This is a genomic window from Streptomyces sp. NPDC059957 (genome assembly GCF_042730015.1).
GTDB lineage: Bacteria > Actinomycetota > Actinomycetes > Streptomycetales > Streptomycetaceae > Streptomyces.
The window spans coordinates 44,912-60,839 of the sequence record NZ_JBHWMB010000006.1; the positions used below are offsets into that span (position 1 = coordinate 44,912).

Below are 15,928 nucleotides of genomic sequence, written 5' to 3' on the forward strand. Positions count from 1 at the left end.
GGGCGGCCTCTTGGGCCGCCTCGAACTGGCCCGGCTGGCCCGGCTGCCCCGGCTGGCCCAAGTGGCCCGGCTGGCCCGGCTGACCTGGCTGACCCAGGTGCCCCGACTGGCCCAAGTGGCCCGGCTGGCCCGGCTGACCTGGCTGACCCAGGTGCCCCGGCTGGCCCAAGTGGCCCGGCTGGCCCGGGTGGCCCGGCTGACCCAGGTGGCCCGACTGACCCGGGTGGCCCGGCTGGCTCGTGTGCCCTGCGTGGCCCGGCTGCCCGGCCTGCTGCGTCTGCTGCTCGGCCTGCCGCTTGCTGCGCCGGAGCCCCATGATGTGCCGCCTTCCGTGCCGGTCGACCACCCGGTGGTGATCGTGTCTCCGACGCTACGGAGGGTGCGGTGGTCGGGACCATGACGGGAGCTGGCGGACGGGTGGTGGGGGTAACCCGACCATCGGCCCGGGAATCAGGCGGGGCCGGACCGGGGTCTGGGCGGCCGGCGGGCGGGGCCGGGGTCCGGGCGGCCGGCGGGCGGGGCCCGGCCACGGCTTCGGGCGGTGCCCTGCGGGGCTGTCCCCTACCCGCCCTTCCACCGTTCCCAGGGCCGGCCCTGACCCGGTCCTCAAGCGCCGGACGGGCTGGAGGGGGGTGCCGGGCTGCGCCCGGACCCCCTGGGGCTCCGCCCCAGACCCCGGTCCTCAAACGCCGGCCGGGCTGGATTTGGCCGCCCCTGGGGCCCCGCCCCAGACCCCGCGCCCCACACGCCGGCGGGGCTGGATTTCGGCCGGCTCCGGACCGCACGTGTGCGCAGGACCGCTTGCGCAGCACGGCTCGTGCAGCACCCCGAACGCAGCACACCCGTGCTGGGTTGTCGGAGGCAACTCCAGCACCCCGGAGGCCATATCCGGCCTCGCCGGCGTTTGAGGCGCCTGGTCCGGGGGCCGGCCCCCGGCAACGGGGCCGGGGCAGAGCCCCGGGGAACGGGCGAAGGGTGGGTAGGGGACCTCGCCCCGCAGGGCAAGACCACCCGCACCCGCCCACCGGCCCCCGCCCCGGGCGGCAGTGGCGGGCACCCCGACCCGCCACCGCCGGACGGAGTCCGGCGCAGCGCCGCGAAGCCGGTAAGGCCCGCCAGGGCCGCACCGCGCGAGCGGCGCGTCAGAAAGGGGCCGCGTCTAAAAGGAATGGCGGCGGATCAGGAGGAGGGCCCTGTCGTCGTTGACGTCCTTGGCCACCTTTTCGATCAGGTGCCAGGTCGCGCCCTCCCAGCCGGAGGCGACGTAGCGGTCGGCCTCGCCGGTGAGGCGGTCGATGCCCTCGCTGATGTCGCGGTCGGCCGTTTCGACCAGGCCGTCGGTGAAGAGCATCAGGACGTCGCCGGGGCGGAGGTTGCCCCGCGCGGGGGTGAACTCGGCGCCGTCGTAGACGCCGAGGAGCGGGCCCTCACCGGTCATCTCCTGCCAGCGGCCGGTGCCCGCGGAGAGCTGGAGGGCGGGGAGGTGGCCGGCGGAGAGGAGTTCGTAGTCGCCGGTCTCCAGGTCCAGGACGAGGTGGATGGAGGTGGCGAAGCCCTCGTCCCAGTCCTGGCGGAGCAGGTAGCCGTTGGCGGCGGGCAGGAAGCCGTGTGGGGGGAGCGCCCCCAGGAGGCCGCCGAAGGCGCCCGAGAGGAGGAGGGCGCGGGAGCCGGCTTCCATGCCCTTGCCGGAGACGTCGGTGAGGACGATCTCCAGGGTGCGGCCGCCGTTCGTGCGGGCGGCGACGACGAAGTCGCCGGAGAAGGACTGGCCGCCGGCCGGGCGCAGGGCCATCTCCCGGTGCCAGCCGCGCGGCAGGGAGGGCAGCTTGCTCTGGACCCGGATGCGTTCGCGCAGGTCGAAGAGCATGGTGCCGCCGCGCCGCCAGGGCACGCCGACGCGGCTGCGGAACTGGGCGATGACCAGGCCGAAGAAGCCGCAGGCCGCGACGACCAGGACGGTGCCCGGGGTGACTCGGGCCGGGCCCTGGGTGTACGGGCCGAGGACGAGGGCCTCGACGATGAGCGCGGCCGCGGAGGCCCCGTACAGGGCGAGCAGGCTGGCGGGGCGCAGCAGGAGGCCGCCGGCGACGATGGGCAGGACGAGCGCCGCGGGCGAGAACCACACGGGCAGCATCAGCGTGCCGCAGGCGATGGCCGGGATGGTCAGGAGCAGGCCGCCGAAGGCCAGCCAGTCGGAGGCGTCGCCGCGGAAGTAGTCGACGGCGGATTTGCGCAGCGCGGTGCGCGCCCGGTGCCACATCATGCGGGACCGGGCCAGGAGGGACTCCACGTGTGCTCCGGCCATTGCTTCGGGACCCTATCCATCCTGGCTGTGCGCGCACAGGGGTACCCCCTGAGATGGGCCCATCGGCAACCGAAAAGAGATCGCCCCGGGACGGATTGCCCTGATAGGGATGGCCGTATGCCTCTTGAGACGCGCGTATTGCAGCCCGATGAGTGGGATGTCTGGTACGACCAGCTGGAACTGGCTTTCGGCGGAGTGCCCGAATCCCCGGAGGAGCGGGAGCTCTACCGGTCGCTGACGGAGACGGAGCGGTCCCTCGGCGTCTGGGACGGCGGGACCTGCGTGGGCGCGGCGGGGGCGTTCTCCTTCCGGCTCTCGGTGCCGGGCGGGGCGCTCGTGCCCGCCGCCGGGGTCACGATGGTGGGCGTCTCCCCCACGCACCGCAGGCGGGGTGTGCTGACCTCGCTGATGCGGCGCCAATTGGACGAGGTCCGGGCGGGTGGTGAACCGATCGCCGTGCTGACGGCCTCGGATCCGGCGATCTACGGGCGCTTCGGCTACGGCACCGCCGCGTACTCGATGTCCGTGGAGATCGACACGACCCGCGTACGGCTCTCCGTGCCGCCGGGGACCGATGACGTACGGCTGCGGCTGGTCGATCCGCGCAAGGCCCTGGCCGACTGCGAGCGGGTCTACGCGGCGCTGGTCGCGGGCCGTCCCGGGATGCCGGCCCGGCAGCCGGGCTGGGAGCTGCAGGCGCTGCTGGACCCGGAGGCGACGAGGAGCGGCGGGTCGCCGCTGAAGTGCGTGGTCGCCGAGCGGGCGGACGGCGAGGTGGTCGGGTACGCCCGGTACCGGGTCAAGCCCGAGTGGGATCTGACCGGCTCGGACGGCCGGGTGGACGTGGCGGACCTCGACGCGCTCGATCCGGCGGCGTACGCGGCGCTGTGGCGGTACGTGTGCTCCATCGACCTGACCTGGACCGTACGGGCCGTCAAGCGGCCGGCGGACGATGCGCTGCTGCACCTGGTCACCGATGTCCGCCGGACGCAGGTGCGGCTGCGCGACTCGATGCACGTACGGCTGGTGGACCTGCCGGCGGCGCTGGCCGCGCGGGCGTACGGGGCTCCGCTGGACGTGGTGCTGGAGGTCGAGGACGCGTTCTGCCCGTGGAACGCGGGGCGCTGGCGGCTGGCCGTCGGCGCGGACGGGTCCGCGGCCTGTACCCGTACGGAGGACCCGGCCGACCTGGAGCTGGCGGTGCGGGAGCTGGGCGCGGCGTACCTGGGCGGGGTCACTCTGAACACGCTGGCCGCGGCCGGCCTGGTGCGCGAGGTACGGCCGGGCGCGCTGGCCCCTGCTTCCCGCGCCTTCGCGGGAGACGTCGCCCCCTGGCTGCCGCACGGGTTCTAGAACGGCCGGTGCCCTAGTGCTGTGACCGGGAAGGTTCACAGCACTAACGGCTCTGGCACCCCGGGCACCAGAAGAGGTTGCGGGCGGCGAGACCGGCGGTGCGGATCTCGCCCCCGCAGATGTGGCAGGGCATGGCGGCCCTGCGGTAGACGTACACCTCGCCACCGTGGTCGTCCACCCTCGGCGGGCGGCCCATGGCCTCGGGCAGGTGCTCGTCGCGGACGGTGTCGATGCGGTTGTTGCGGACGCCCTCGCGCATGAGCAGCACCAGGTCGGCCCAGATCGCGTCCCACTCGCGGCGGGTCAGGTCCTTGCCGAGCCGGTAGGGGTCGATGCCGTGCCGGAAGAGGACCTCGGCGCGGTAGACGTTGCCCACGCCCGAGACGATCTTCTGGTCCATGAGCAGGGCGGCCACGGTGGTGCGGGAGCGGGAGATCCGGGCCCAGGCGCGGTCGGGGTCGTCGGCGGGGCGCAGCGGATCCGGGCCGAGCCGGTCGTGTATCGCCTTCTTCTCGCCCTCGTCGATGAGTGCGCACGCGGTGGGGCCGCGCAGGTCGGCGTAGTGGTCCTCGTTGAGGAGCCGGAGCCGGACCGTTTCGGTGGCCGGCGGGGCCGGGGCGGGGCCGAAGCCGAGCTTCCCGAAGAGGCCGAGGTGGATGTGGATCCAGGCGTCGCCGAGTTCGAGGAACAGGTGCTTGCCGTGCGCCTCGGCGGATTCCAGCTCGCGGCCGTCGAGCAGGGCCGCGCTCTCGGCGAACCGGCCCTGCGGGCTGCTCACCCAGACCGGCCGGGCGGCGAAGCGCTCGGTGTGGTCCTCGGCGAGGCGGTGGATCGTATGCCCCTCGGGCACGGCAGTACTCCTCGGGCATGCGGACGGAAAAGAAAAACCGGCCGCGCCGCCCGGGAGGGCGGCACGGCCGGACGCGGGATCAGCCCTGCGGGTGGTGGGCGGGGATCGGGGGGAGCTCGCCGGTGGCCTCGTAGGCGGAGAGCATGTCGATCCGCCGGGTGTGGCGCTCCTCGTCGGAGTACGGGGTCTTCAGGAAGGCGTCGATGAAGCTGACGACCTCGTCCTGGGTGTGCATCCGGCCGCCGACGGAGATGACGTTGGCGTTGTTGTGCTCACGGCCGAGCTCTGCGGTCTGGACGCTCCACGCGAGGATGGCGCGGATGCCCTTAACCTTGTTCGCGGCGATCTGCTCGCCGTTGCCGGAGCCGCCGATGACGATGCCGAGGCTGTCGGCGTCCGCGGCGGTCTTCTCCGCGGCGCGCAGGCAGAACGGCGGGTAGTCGTCCACCGCGTCGTAGATGTGGGGCCCGCAGTCGACGGGCTCGTGGCCGTTGTTCTTGAGCCAGTCCACCAGGTGGTTCTTGAGCTCAAAGCCGGCATGGTCGGATCCGAGGTACACGCGCATGGTCCGAGTGTGGCACGAGCCGGGCCGGGGACCCTCCGCGGGGTGTCGCGTAAGTCACTTCTAAAGCTCAAGTAAACCCAAAGAACGCAGATGGGACACCGCGGGACCAAGGTCCTGGCCGTTCGTCCCGAAGCAACGATCCGGATTGGGGTCTTCCGCCCTGCGTTCATCTCAGGTTTGAATGCCGGGGCTCGCCACCCGAGAACCTAAGGATCCGTTCATGAGCTCCACGACGACCCTTCAGAAGGAAGGCTCCCCCACCGGCGATCCCGGTGAAGGCAAGCCCTCCGACGGCCTGAAGGCCGGTCTCAAGAACCGCCACCTGTCCATGATCGCCATCGGCGGCGTCATCGGCGCCGGGCTCTTCGTCGGCTCCGGCGGCGGTATCGCCAAGACCGGTCCCGCCATCCTGCTGTCCTACGCGCTGGTCGGCGCGATGGTCGTCTTCGTCATGCGGATGCTGGGCGAGATGGCCGCCGCCAGCCCGAACTCCGGCTCCTTCTCCGCGTACGCCGACCGGGCGCTCGGCCGCTGGGCCGGTTTCTCCATCGGCTGGCTGTACTGGTTCTTCTGGGTCGTCGTCCTGGCCGTGGAGGCCACCGCCGGCGCCGTCATCCTCGAAAGCTGGGTCCCGGCCGTCCCGCAGTGGGCCTGGGCACTGATCGTGATGGCCGTGCTGACGGTCACCAACCTCGGCTCGGTCGCCTCGTACGGCGAGTTCGAGTTCTGGTTCGCCGGCATCAAGGTGGTCGCCATCGGCGCCTTCGTGATCATCGGCATGCTGGCCGTCTTCGGCGTGCTGCCGGGCTCGGACAACCCGGGCGCGGGCTTCGCCCACCTCACCGACACGGGCGGCTTCATGCCGAACGGCTGGGGCTCGGTCCTCACCGGTGTGCTGATGGTCGTCTTCTCCTTCATGGGCAGCGAGATCGTCACGCTGGCCGCCGGCGAGTCCGAGGACCCGCGGCGCGCGGTCACCAAGGCCACCAACTCGGTGATCTGGCGCATCGGCGTCTTCTACTTGGGCTCGATCTTCATCGTGCTGACCCTGCTGCCGTGGAACGACAAGTCGATCGTCGAGAAGGGCTCGTACGTCGCCGCCCTGGACTCGATCGGCATCGCGCACGCCGGCCAGATCATGAACGTGATCGTCCTGACGGCCGTGCTGTCCTGCCTGAACTCGGGCCTGTACACCGCCTCCCGCATGGCCTTCTCGCTCGGCGAGCGCGGTGACGCCCCGAAGGCCTTCGCCAAGGTCAACAAGCGGGGCGTGCCGATGGCCGCGATCCTCGGCTCGGTCGTCTTCGGCTTCCTCGCCGTCTACTTCAACTACGCCTTCAAGGACACGGTCTTCAGCTTCCTGCTGAACGCCTCGGGCGCGATCGCGCTGTTCGTGTGGCTGGTCATCTGCCTGACCCAGCTGCGGATGCGCGGGATCCTCATGCGCGAGGCCCCGGAGAAGGTGACGGTGAAGATGTGGTTCTTCCCGTACCTGACCTGGGCCACCGCCGCGATGATCACCTTCGTCCTCGGCTACATGGTCTACGACAAGGACAACCGCCAGGTCGTCCTGCTGTCGCTGCTGGTCGCGGCCGTGGTGATCGCCATCGGCGTGGTGCGGGACCTGCGCCGCAAGGCTGCCCTGACGGCCTCCGCGTAGTACCTCCGATCGCGGCACGCCCGAACACGACGGCAGCCCCGAACACGACGGCAGCCCCGGACCGCACTGCGCGGTCCGGGGCTGCCGTGTGAAGCGGGTGGAGCCTGTGGGGTACGGGCGCTCACGCGCGGCCGAGGAGCTTCCAGGCGGCCGGCAGCAGGCCCATCGCCAGTGCCGCCTTGAGCGCGTCGCCGATCAGGAACGGGGTCAGGCCGCCCGCGACGGCCGCACTGAAGGACATCCCCGTGGACAGCGCGAGGTAGGGGACGCCGACGGCGTAGACGACCGCGGAGCCCAGCACCATCGTGCCCGCCGTACGCAGCACGGAGCGGTCCGCGCCGCGCCGCGCGAGGGCGCCCACGACGGTGGAGGCCAGGAGCATGCCGAGGACGTACCCGAAGGTCGCGCCGCCCGCGCCGGAGGAGCCGCCCGCGAACCACGGCACGCCCGCCATGCCGACCAGGGTGTAGAGGGCCAGGGAGAGGAAGCCCCGGCCCGCACCCAGCGCTGTGCCCACGAGCAGCGCGGCGAAGGTCTGCCCGGTGATCGGGGCTGCCAGGCCGTCGACGTGGACGGCGATCTGCGCGGCCAGGCCGGTGAGCGCGGCTCCGCCGGCCACGAGCGCGATGTCGCGGACGCGGCTCGCGGGCAGCAGGTCGGCGAGGACGGCGCCGGGCCGGAAGGAGACGGAAGCAGTGCTCATCGGGGACTCCGCGGGAGGTGGGGTCGACAGGGACGATCACCGACGTTAGTCCCGGGTCCGGGTCTCATCAGGGCTGCCCGGGACAAAGCCGTACTCCCCGGTTTGGTGGGGAGTACACAAAGACCCCGCCCCATACCCGTGTTGCAGTGATCCGCATCACGGGCGATGACCGACAACACGTCCGTTTTGCGCGGATGGGCGCTCTCCGGAGAGACTGTAGGGTCCCTCCAACTGTCGCGGAGCCCCCACCGCCGCCAGGCCTTAGAGAGTACGAGCACTCCTCATGCGCGACCTCCCGTCCGCCCCTCCCGGCACCACGGACGAACTCCCACCGGAACCCCTGAGTCACAGCCTCAAGCAACGCCACCTGACCATGCTGGGCCTCGGCGGCGTCATCGGCGCCGGGCTGTTCGTCGGCTCCGGCGCCGGCATCACCATCGCCGGTCCCGCGATCATCTGCTCGTACCTGCTCGCGGGCATCCTCGCGATGCTGGTGATGCGGGCGCTCGGCGAGATGTCGGCGGCGATGCCCGCCTCCGGCTCCTTCTCCGTCTACGCGGAGAAGGCGCTCGGCCGCTGGGCCGGCTTCTCGGCCGGCTGGCTGTACTGGTTCCTGCTGGTCGTGGTGCTGGCCGTGGAGGCCACCGCCGCGGCGAAGATCGCGAACGGCTGGCTGCCCTCGGTGGACCAGTGGGTCTGGGTGCTCGTGTTCATGGTGGTCTTCACCGTGAGCAACCTGGCCGCCGTGCGGAACTTCGGCGAGTTCGAGTTCTGGTTCGCGGCCCTCAAGGTCGGCGCGATCGTGCTGTTCCTGATCCTCGGCACGCTGGCCGTCTTCGGCCTGCTGCCCGACACCGACCCGATCGGCATGGCCAACCTGACCGGCCAGGGCGGCTTCTTCCCCAACGGCGCGAGCGGCGTGGTGGCCGGCATGCTGGCCGTCGTCTTCGCCTTCGGCGGGCTGGAGGTCGTCACGATCGCGGCCGCCGAATCGGACGACCCGGCCCGCTCGGTGTCCCGCGCGGTGCGCAGCGCCGTGTGGCGCATCCTCTTCTTCTACGTCGGCTCGATGCTGGTCATCGTGACCCTGCTGCCGTGGGATTCGCTGACGCCGGGGCAGAGCCCGTACGTGGCCGTCCTCGACTCGATCGGCATCGCGCACGCCGGCCAGATCATGGACGTCGTGATCTTCGTGGCCCTGCTGTCGGCGCTCAACGCGAACCTGTACGGGTCCTCGCGCATGGTGTTCTCGCTCGCGGAGCGGGGCGAGGCGCCGAGGTCCCTGCTGAAGGTGTCGGGAAGCGGGGTGCCGCGCCGGGCCGTCTTCGCGTCGGTGGCCTTCGGCTTCTTCTCGGTCGTGCTGAACCTGCTGTGGCCGGACACCATCTTCCTCTACATGCTCAACGCGGTCGGCGCGGTGCTGATCTTCGTGTGGGCCCTGATCGCGATCTCGCAGCTCAAGCTGCGCAAGAAGATCGAGCGGGACATGCCGGAGCGGCTGACGCTGCCGATGTGGCTGTTCCCGTACGCGACGTGGGCGGCGCTGATCGGGATGGCCATGGTGCTGGTCCTGATGCTGTTCGACGATTCGGCACGGCCGCAGCTGCTGTGGTCCTCGGGGGCCGCGGCCGCGGTGCTGCTGGTGGCGTGGATCCGGGAGATCCGGGCGAGCCGGGAGATCCGGGCGGGCCGGGAGAGTCGGGAGACCCGGGCCGAGAGGCCCTGACCCCCCGCGGGGTGACGGAACGGGCCCGGGACTTCGGTCCCGGGCCCCTTCTGCTGTGCGGGCGGACGATCACGTCGGGTGAAACAGGTGTCCGCATGGCGGACACAAGCCGTCCGATTATCGGACGATCGGCAGACTGGCCCCCATGAGCCAGAGCACCATCACACCCCCTGAGCAGCAGATCCCGGCACGGCCCGAAGCCGGATCGCCCCTCGGCAACGGACTCAAGCAGCGCCACCTCTCGATGATCGCCCTCGGCGGGGTCATCGGCGCGGGCCTCTTCGTCGGCTCCGGCGCCGGCATCGCGGCCGCCGGTCCCTCGATCGTGCTCGCGTACGCCGCTTCCGGGCTGCTCGTGATGTTCGTGATGCGGATGCTCGGCGAGATGTCCGCCGCGAACCCCGCCTCCGGCTCCTTCTCGGTGCACGCGGACCGGGCCATCGGCCCGTGGGCCGGTTTCACCGCCGGCTGGATGTTCTGGACCCTGCTGTGCGTGGGCGTGGCCATCGAGGCCATCGGCGCGGCGCACATCATGACGGGCTGGTTCCCGGGCACCCCCTCGTGGATGTGGGTCCTGGTGTTCATGGCGATGTTCTGCGGCTCCAACCTGGCCGCCGTCTCCAACTTCGGCGAGTTCGAGTTCTGGTTCGCCGCCCTGAAGATCGGCGCGATCGGCCTGTTCCTGGGCCTCGGCGTGCTGGCCGTCCTGGGCGTGCTGCCCGGCACCGGCTCCCCCGGCACCGCCAACCTGCTGCACGACGGCGGCTTCCTGCCCAATGGCGTGGACGGGCTGCTGGTCGGCCTGCTCGCCTCCGTGGTCGCGTACGGCGGTCTGGAGACGGTGACCATCGCGGCCGCCGAGTCCGACAATCCGGTCCGGGGCGTCGCCAAGGCCGTGAAGACCACCATGTGGCGGATCGCGATCGTCTACGTCGGCTCGATGCTGGTCATCGTCACGCTGCTGCCGTGGAACGACCCGGCGGTCACCACCGCGGGCCCGTACGCGGCCACCCTGGACCACCTGGGCATCCCGCACGCCGGCCAGGTCATGAACGTGGTCATCCTGATCGCCCTGCTCTCCGCGATGAACGCGAACATCTACGGCTCCTCCCGCATGGCCTACTCCCTGGTCTCCCGCGGCCAGGGCCCCAAGGCGCTGGGCAAGGTCTCCGGCCGGGTGCCGCGCCGGGCGGTGCTGGCCTCCTCCGGCTTCGGCTTCGTCACCGTGCTGCTGTCGTACTGGTACCCGGACACCCTCTTCGCCTGGCTGCTGAACATGGTCGGCGGAGTCATCCTCGTCGTCTGGGGCTTCATCGCCGTCTCGCAGTTCGTGCTGCGGCGCCGCATGGAGCGCGAGGCCCCCGAGAAGCTGGTCGTGAAGATGTGGGGCTTCCCCTACCTGACCTGGGTCGCGCTGGCCGGGCTCGCCGGGGTCCTGGTCCTGATGGCCATGGGCGACGACACCCGGATCCAGCTCGTCTTCACCGGCGGCCTGACGGTGGCCCTGGCCGTCACCGGCTACGGCATGCAGCGCCGGGCGGCGGCGCGCGAAGCCGCGTAGCCGCGCAGCACCCCGCCGGACGGCGGCCCCGAAGGCCGGACCCATGCGAGCGCATGGGCCCGGCCTTCGGCGTTTCCGGGGTCCCGGCAAGTGAGGTGACCCTTATGAGAACTGAGGAATAGATACTGCTAGCGTGCAGTTGCGCATTGATTGCAATAAGCAGTTGGCACGCCGAGGGGACCGGACACACGCATGGCCATTTACACGCTTCCTGAGCTTCCTTACGACTACGCGGCTCTCGAGCCGGTGATCAACCCGCAGATCATCGAGCTGCACCACGACAAGCACCACGCGGCCTACGTCACGGGCGCGAACAACACGCTGGAGCAGCTGGAGGAGGCGCGCGAGAAGGAGAACTGGGGCGCGCTGAACAGCCTGGAGAAGAACCTGGCCTTCCATCTCTCCGGCCACATCCTGCACAGCATCTACTGGCACAACATGGCCAGCCCGAAGACCGGCGAGGGCGGCGGCGAGCCCACCGCGGCCGACGGCCTGGGCGAGCTGGCCGACGCGATCACCGAGTCCTTCGGCTCCTTCGCGAAGTTCAGGAAGCAGCTGACCTTCGCGTCCTCCGCGACGCAGGGCTCCGGCTGGGGCGTGCTCGCGTACGAGCCCGTCAGCGGCCGCCTGATCGTCGAGCAGATCTACGACCACCAGGGCAACGTCGGCATCGCCAGCACCCCGGTCCTCGTCTTCGACGCCTGGGAGCACGCCTTCTACCTTCAGTACAAGAACCAGAAGGTGGACTTCATCGAGGCGATGTGGAACGTCGTCAACTGGCAGGACGTGGCCAAGCGCTACGCCGACGCCAAGGCGAACACCCCGCTGCTGATCCCCGTCAAGGGCTGATCGGCGCCACCATCCCGTCCGCCTCGTGATCGTCTTCTCAACCTTCACTTGCGGGCGTGTCCACCAGAAGGCCCCCGCGAGGACGTGACTCGCGGGGGCCTTCTGCGCTTTCCACGGCGTCCGCGGTGTCGACGAGCCCGTCCACCTCCCCGACCACCGTGAACTCCCGCGCCAGCCCGGTCTCGTGGAGCCGGGCGAACGGGGTGAAGGGGATGCCGAACTCCGACTCCCCGCGGTCGAAGTTCCAGCTCTTGTGCACCTGGAACCGGTAGTCGCTCACCACGGAGCCGTCCTCGTGGACCCGCACCGTGCCGCTGATCCGGTACTGGGCCCCGCGCAGCGCCAGCCACCAGTCCGCGCTGCCCCCCTCGCGGGCGCGCCGGGTGATCACCACCCCCCGCCAGCCGCTGTCCGCCGCGTACGCGCCGGGCTCGCCGAGCGCCCGCGCGGCCCGGCGCCACTCGGCCAGGCGCCGGTCCACGTCCTGCCGTACGGTCGGCACGGCGAGCAGGGCCCGCGCGTCGGCCCGGTACGGGCGGCCCGTGCCCCGGAGGTAGTGGCGCAGGGTGCCGGCGGCCTGGCGGACCCCGAGGGCCGTCCACAGCGGGGGCACCACAACGCAAGCTGCCCGCAGCACCCGGTCTCGGGGGCGTGCGGGCAGGGTCGCGTGCGCGGCGTTGTCGTTCGGTATCGCGGGCTCCGCCCGGCCGCCGCTGCGGCCGAGCGGTTCCTCGCGTGTCGGACCAATCCCCATAGGGGGACGTTAAGGGAGGAACCGGACCCCTGCTAGTCGGACCGGCGCTGACTAGTCGAAGATCGGGCCCTGCGTGCGGGTGCGCTTGATCTCGTAGAAGCCCGGGGTGGAGGCGACGAGCAGGGTGCCGTCCCAGAGGCGGGCCGCAGCCTCGCCGCGCGGGGCGGGGGTGACGACCGGACCGAAGAAGGCGACCTCTTCGCCGTCGGCGCCGGGCACGGAGATGACCGGGGTGCCGACCTCCTGGCCGACCCGGTTTATGCCGTCGTTGTGGGAGTCGCGCAGGACCTCGTCGTACTCGTCGGAGTCCGCGTAGTGGATCAGCTCGGCGGGCAGGCCCACCTCGTTCAGGGCCTCGGCGATCGCCTCGCGCGTCGGGCCCTGGCCCTCGTTGTGGAAACGCGTCCCGAGCGCGGTGTAGAGCTTGCCGGTGACCTCGTCGCCGAACTTCTGCTGGGCGGCGACGACCACGCGCACGGGGGCCCAGCCCTTGGGGCCGAGCAGTTCGCGGTAGATCTCGGGCAGTTCGTCGAGCTTGTTCTCGTTGAGGACCGCGAGGCTCATCACGTGCCAGCGGACCTCCACGTCACGGACCTTCTCGACCTCCAGCATCCAGCGGGACGTCATCCAGGCCCAGGGGCAGAGCGGATCGAACCAGAAGTCGACGGGGGTCTTCTCGCGCACCTGGGTGTCAGCCATGTCTCTCCTCTTATTCGGAACGTTCCTGCCTGCCCAACCGCTCCGACCGCACGCGCATTCCCCCGTGGGAGGATTCGGTCAGGTATCGCGATCACGCACGAAGGAGTGCACGTGCCCGGAGAGAATCTGTCCCGTGACGAGGCCCGCGAGCGGGCCGAGCTGCTGTCCGTCGACGGGTACGAGGTGGTCCTCGACCTGAGGTCCGCGGTGGACGAGGCCGAACCGGCCGAGGGCCCCAGGACGTTCCGCTCGGTGACCACCGTCCGCTTCCGCGCCGCCGCTCCGGGAGCTTCGAGCTTCGCGGACCTCATCGCACCCTCGGTGAACAGCGTGACCCTCAACGGGCGCGAGCTGGACCCGGCCGCCGTCTTCGACGGCGCGCGGATCGCCCTGGACGATCTGGCCTCCGAGAACGTGCTCGTGGTCGACGCCGACTGCGCGTACAGCCGGACCGGCGAGGGCATGCACCGCTTCGTGGACCCGGAGGACGGCGAGGTCTACCTCTACACCCAGTACGAGCCGGCCGACGCCCGGCGGGTGTACGCGAACTTCGAGCAGCCCGACCTCAAGGCCCCGTACCGCTTCGAGGTGACCGCGCCCGAGGGCTGGCACGTCTGGAGCAACGGGGTCGAGGAGTCCCACGAGGGGCAGACCCGGCGCTTCGCCGAGACCGCGCCGATCTCCACGTACATCACCTGCGTGGTGGCGGGGCCGTACCACTACGTCACGGACTCCTACACGCGCGGGGACCTGACGATCCCGCTCGGCGCCATCTGCCGCAAGGGGCTGGCGAAGCACTTCGACGCGGACGACGTGTTCCTCGTCACGAAGCAGGGCTTCGACCTCTTCCACGAGATCTTCGACTACCCGTACCCCTTCGGGAAGTACGACCAGGCCTTCGTGCCGGAGTACAACCTGGGCGCCATGGAGAACCCGGGGATGGTGACCTTCCGGGAGGAGTACATCTTCCGCGGGAAGGTCACGAAGGCCTCGTACGAGCGGCGCTCGAACACGATCCTGCACGAGATGGCCCACATGTGGTTCGGCGACCTGGTCACCATGAAGTGGTGGGACGACCTGTGGCTGAAGGAGTCCTTCGCGGACTTCATGGGCTCCTTCGCGCTGGTCGAGGCCACCCGCTTCGACCAGGCGTGGGTCACCTTCGCCAACAGCCGCAAGGCGTGGGCCTACCGGGCCGACCAGCTGCCGTCCACGCACCCCATCACGGCCGACATCCGCGACCTGGAGGACGCGAAGCTGAACTTCGACGGCATCACCTACGCCAAGGGCGCGGCGGTGCTCAAGCAGCTCGTGGCGTACGTGGGACGGGACGCCTTCCTGGAGGGCGCGCGGCGCTACTTCAAGGCGAACGCCTACGGGAACACCACCCTGGACGATCTGCTGTCGGTGCTCGCCGAGGTCTCCGGGCGGGACATGGCCGAGTGGTCGCGGGCCTGGCTGCAGACGGCCGGCGTGAACGCGCTGACCCCGGTGCTGACCTGCGACGCGGGCGGCCGGGTGACCGAGCTGGCGGTGGTCCAGGACGGCGACGAGCTGCGCCCGCACCGGGTCGCGGTGGGCCTGTACCGGCTGGACCCGGACGGCGCGCTGGTGCGCTACGCGCGGGCCGAGGCGGACGTCGCGGGGGCCCGGACGGTCATCGGCGAGCTGGCGGGGCAGGAGAAGCCCGCGCTGGTGCTCGTCAACGACGAGGACCTGACGTACTGCAAGATCCGCTTCGACGAGGCCTCGCTGGCCGCGCTGCGCTCGCACCTGGGCTCGGTGGCGGACCCGCTGAGCCGCGCGCTGTGCTGGTCGGCGCTGTGGAACCTGACGCGCGACGGGCTGATGCCGGCACGGGACTTCGTCTCGCTCGTACTGGCCCACTCGGGCCGGGAGACGGACGTCGGCGTCCTGCAGATGCTGCACGCGCAGGCACTGACCGCGGTCACCCACTACGCGGCGCCCGACTGGCGGGAGCAGGGCGGCAAGGTGCTGGCGGCGTGCGCGCTGCAGGAACTGCGGTTCGCGGAGCCGGGGTCGGAGCACCAGCTCACCTGGGCCCGCTTCTTCGCGGCGGGCGCGGCGACCGAGGGCGACTTCCAGCTGCTGCTGGGGCTGCTGGAGGGATCCGCGCGGATCGACGGGCTGGAGGTGGACCAGGAGCTGCGCTGGGACTTCCTGCTGCCGCTGGCCGCCCACGGGGCGATCGGCGAGGAGGTCCTCGCGGCGGAACTGGCGCGGGACGACACGGCTTCGGGCAAGCGGCACCAGGTGCGGTGCCTGGCGGCGCGGCCGTCGGCGGCGGTCAAGGACCAGGCGTGGGCCGCGGTGGTGGAGTCGGACGCGCTGTCGAACGCGCTGGTCGAGGCGACGATCGCGGGGATGCAGCAGTCTTCGCAGCGGGGGCTGTTGGCGCCTTACGCGGAGCCCTACTTCGCCGTGATCGAGCGGGTCTGGGCCGACCGGTCGATCCAGATCGGCATGGACGTGGTGCGGGGGCTGTACCCGTCGCTGCAGGACTCCCAGGAGACCCTGGACGCGACTGACGCGTGGCTCGACGCCCATGCGGATGCCGCGCCCGCGCTGCGCCGCCTGGTCCTGGAGTCGCGGGACGACCTGGCGCGGGCGCTGCGTGCGCAGACCTGCGACGTGGCGGCGGGCTGACCCTGCGGGGTAGCCCTGCGAGGTAGCCCTGCGAGGCGAAGTCCCCTACCCTCCCCCCGGACTCCGTCCGGGGGGACCCCCGGTTCCACCGTTCCCTGGGGCTCCGCCCCGGACCTCGCGCCTCAAACGCCGGCGGGGCTGGATTTTCCAGCCCCGCCGGCGTTTGCGTGCGGAGCCCCAGGTGGAGGGGGATTCGCTGCGCAGCCCATCGGCAGTCGAACGCCCGTACTTTAGCC

Annotated in this window: 13 protein-coding genes; 7 read left to right on the forward strand and 6 right to left on the reverse strand. The window is 71.2% G+C overall.

Annotated elements, in window-relative coordinates; genetic code table 11:
* The first annotated feature begins 10 nt into the window (after positions 1 to 10).
* Positions 11 to 400, forward strand: coding sequence for a hypothetical protein (locus ACFWBW_RS06075; RefSeq protein ID WP_385368820.1), 390 nt, complete (start codon positions 11 to 13; stop codon positions 398 to 400).
* A 759-nt stretch (positions 401 to 1,159) separates the two neighbouring features.
* On the opposite strand, the gene ACFWBW_RS06080 is transcribed toward ACFWBW_RS06075, so the two are convergent.
* The gene (locus ACFWBW_RS06080) at positions 1,160 to 2,305 is read right to left on the reverse strand and encodes a PP2C family protein-serine/threonine phosphatase (protein WP_385368822.1); all 1,146 of its coding nucleotides are present in this window, start codon (positions 2,303 to 2,305) and stop codon (positions 1,160 to 1,162) included.
* Positions 2,306 to 2,422: 117 nt separating this feature from the next.
* Here ACFWBW_RS06080 and ACFWBW_RS06085 point away from each other — a divergent pair, with 117 nt between their 5' ends.
* On the forward strand, positions 2,423 to 3,658 hold the full coding sequence (locus ACFWBW_RS06085; RefSeq protein ID WP_385368824.1) for a GNAT family N-acetyltransferase: 1,236 nt from the start codon (positions 2,423 to 2,425) through the stop codon (positions 3,656 to 3,658).
* 43 nt (positions 3,659 to 3,701) lie between these two features.
* Here ACFWBW_RS06085 and ACFWBW_RS06090 read toward each other — a convergent pair whose 3' ends face one another.
* Entirely contained in the window at positions 3,702 to 4,508 is an 807-nt protein-coding gene (locus ACFWBW_RS06090) for an Fpg/Nei family DNA glycosylase (protein WP_385368826.1), read from the reverse strand.
* 79 nt (positions 4,509 to 4,587) lie between these two features.
* Positions 4,588 to 5,073, reverse strand: a complete 486-nt coding sequence (locus tag ACFWBW_RS06095) for a ribose-5-phosphate isomerase (RefSeq protein WP_385368828.1) — start codon at positions 5,071 to 5,073, stop codon at positions 4,588 to 4,590.
* A 220-nt stretch (positions 5,074 to 5,293) separates the two neighbouring features.
* On the opposite strand from ACFWBW_RS06095, the gene ACFWBW_RS06100 reads away from it, so the two are divergent.
* Positions 5,294 to 6,733, forward strand: a complete 1,440-nt coding sequence (locus tag ACFWBW_RS06100; RefSeq protein WP_385368830.1) for an amino acid permease — start codon at positions 5,294 to 5,296, stop codon at positions 6,731 to 6,733.
* Positions 6,734 to 6,854: 121 nt separating this feature from the next.
* On the opposite strand, the gene ACFWBW_RS06105 is transcribed toward ACFWBW_RS06100, so the two are convergent.
* A complete protein-coding gene (locus tag ACFWBW_RS06105) occupies positions 6,855 to 7,436 on the reverse strand; it encodes a biotin transporter BioY (protein WP_385368831.1) in 582 nt (193 codons plus the stop codon).
* 283 nt (positions 7,437 to 7,719) lie between these two features.
* Here ACFWBW_RS06105 and ACFWBW_RS06110 point away from each other — a divergent pair, with 283 nt between their 5' ends.
* The 3 genes from ACFWBW_RS06110 (at position 7,720) to ACFWBW_RS06120 (ending at position 11,572) form a co-directional block, all read left to right on the forward strand.
* The gene (locus ACFWBW_RS06110) at positions 7,720 to 9,162 is read left to right on the forward strand and encodes an amino acid permease (RefSeq protein WP_385368832.1); all 1,443 of its coding nucleotides are present in this window, start codon (positions 7,720 to 7,722) and stop codon (positions 9,160 to 9,162) included.
* Between the two features lie 145 nt (positions 9,163 to 9,307).
* On the forward strand, positions 9,308 to 10,723 hold the full coding sequence (locus ACFWBW_RS06115) for an amino acid permease (RefSeq protein ID WP_385368834.1): 1,416 nt from the start codon (positions 9,308 to 9,310) through the stop codon (positions 10,721 to 10,723).
* A 192-nt stretch (positions 10,724 to 10,915) separates the two neighbouring features.
* On the forward strand, positions 10,916 to 11,572 hold the full coding sequence (locus tag ACFWBW_RS06120) for a superoxide dismutase (protein WP_385368836.1): 657 nt from the start codon (positions 10,916 to 10,918) through the stop codon (positions 11,570 to 11,572).
* 37 nt (positions 11,573 to 11,609) lie between these two features.
* On the opposite strand, the gene ACFWBW_RS06125 is transcribed toward ACFWBW_RS06120, so the two are convergent.
* Positions 11,610 to 12,326 (reverse strand): hypothetical protein, encoded by a 717-nt coding sequence (locus tag ACFWBW_RS06125; protein ID WP_385368838.1) that lies wholly within the window; start codon positions 12,324 to 12,326, stop codon positions 11,610 to 11,612.
* Positions 12,327 to 12,377: 51 nt separating this feature from the next.
* Positions 12,378 to 13,025 (reverse strand): DsbA family protein, encoded by a 648-nt coding sequence (locus ACFWBW_RS06130; RefSeq protein WP_385368840.1) that lies wholly within the window; start codon positions 13,023 to 13,025, stop codon positions 12,378 to 12,380.
* Between the two features lie 111 nt (positions 13,026 to 13,136).
* Between ACFWBW_RS06130 and pepN the strand changes: the two genes are divergently transcribed.
* Positions 13,137 to 15,692, forward strand: a complete 2,556-nt coding sequence (pepN, locus tag ACFWBW_RS06135) for an aminopeptidase N (protein WP_385368842.1) — start codon at positions 13,137 to 13,139, stop codon at positions 15,690 to 15,692.
* The last annotated feature ends 236 nt before the right edge of the window (positions 15,693 to 15,928 follow it).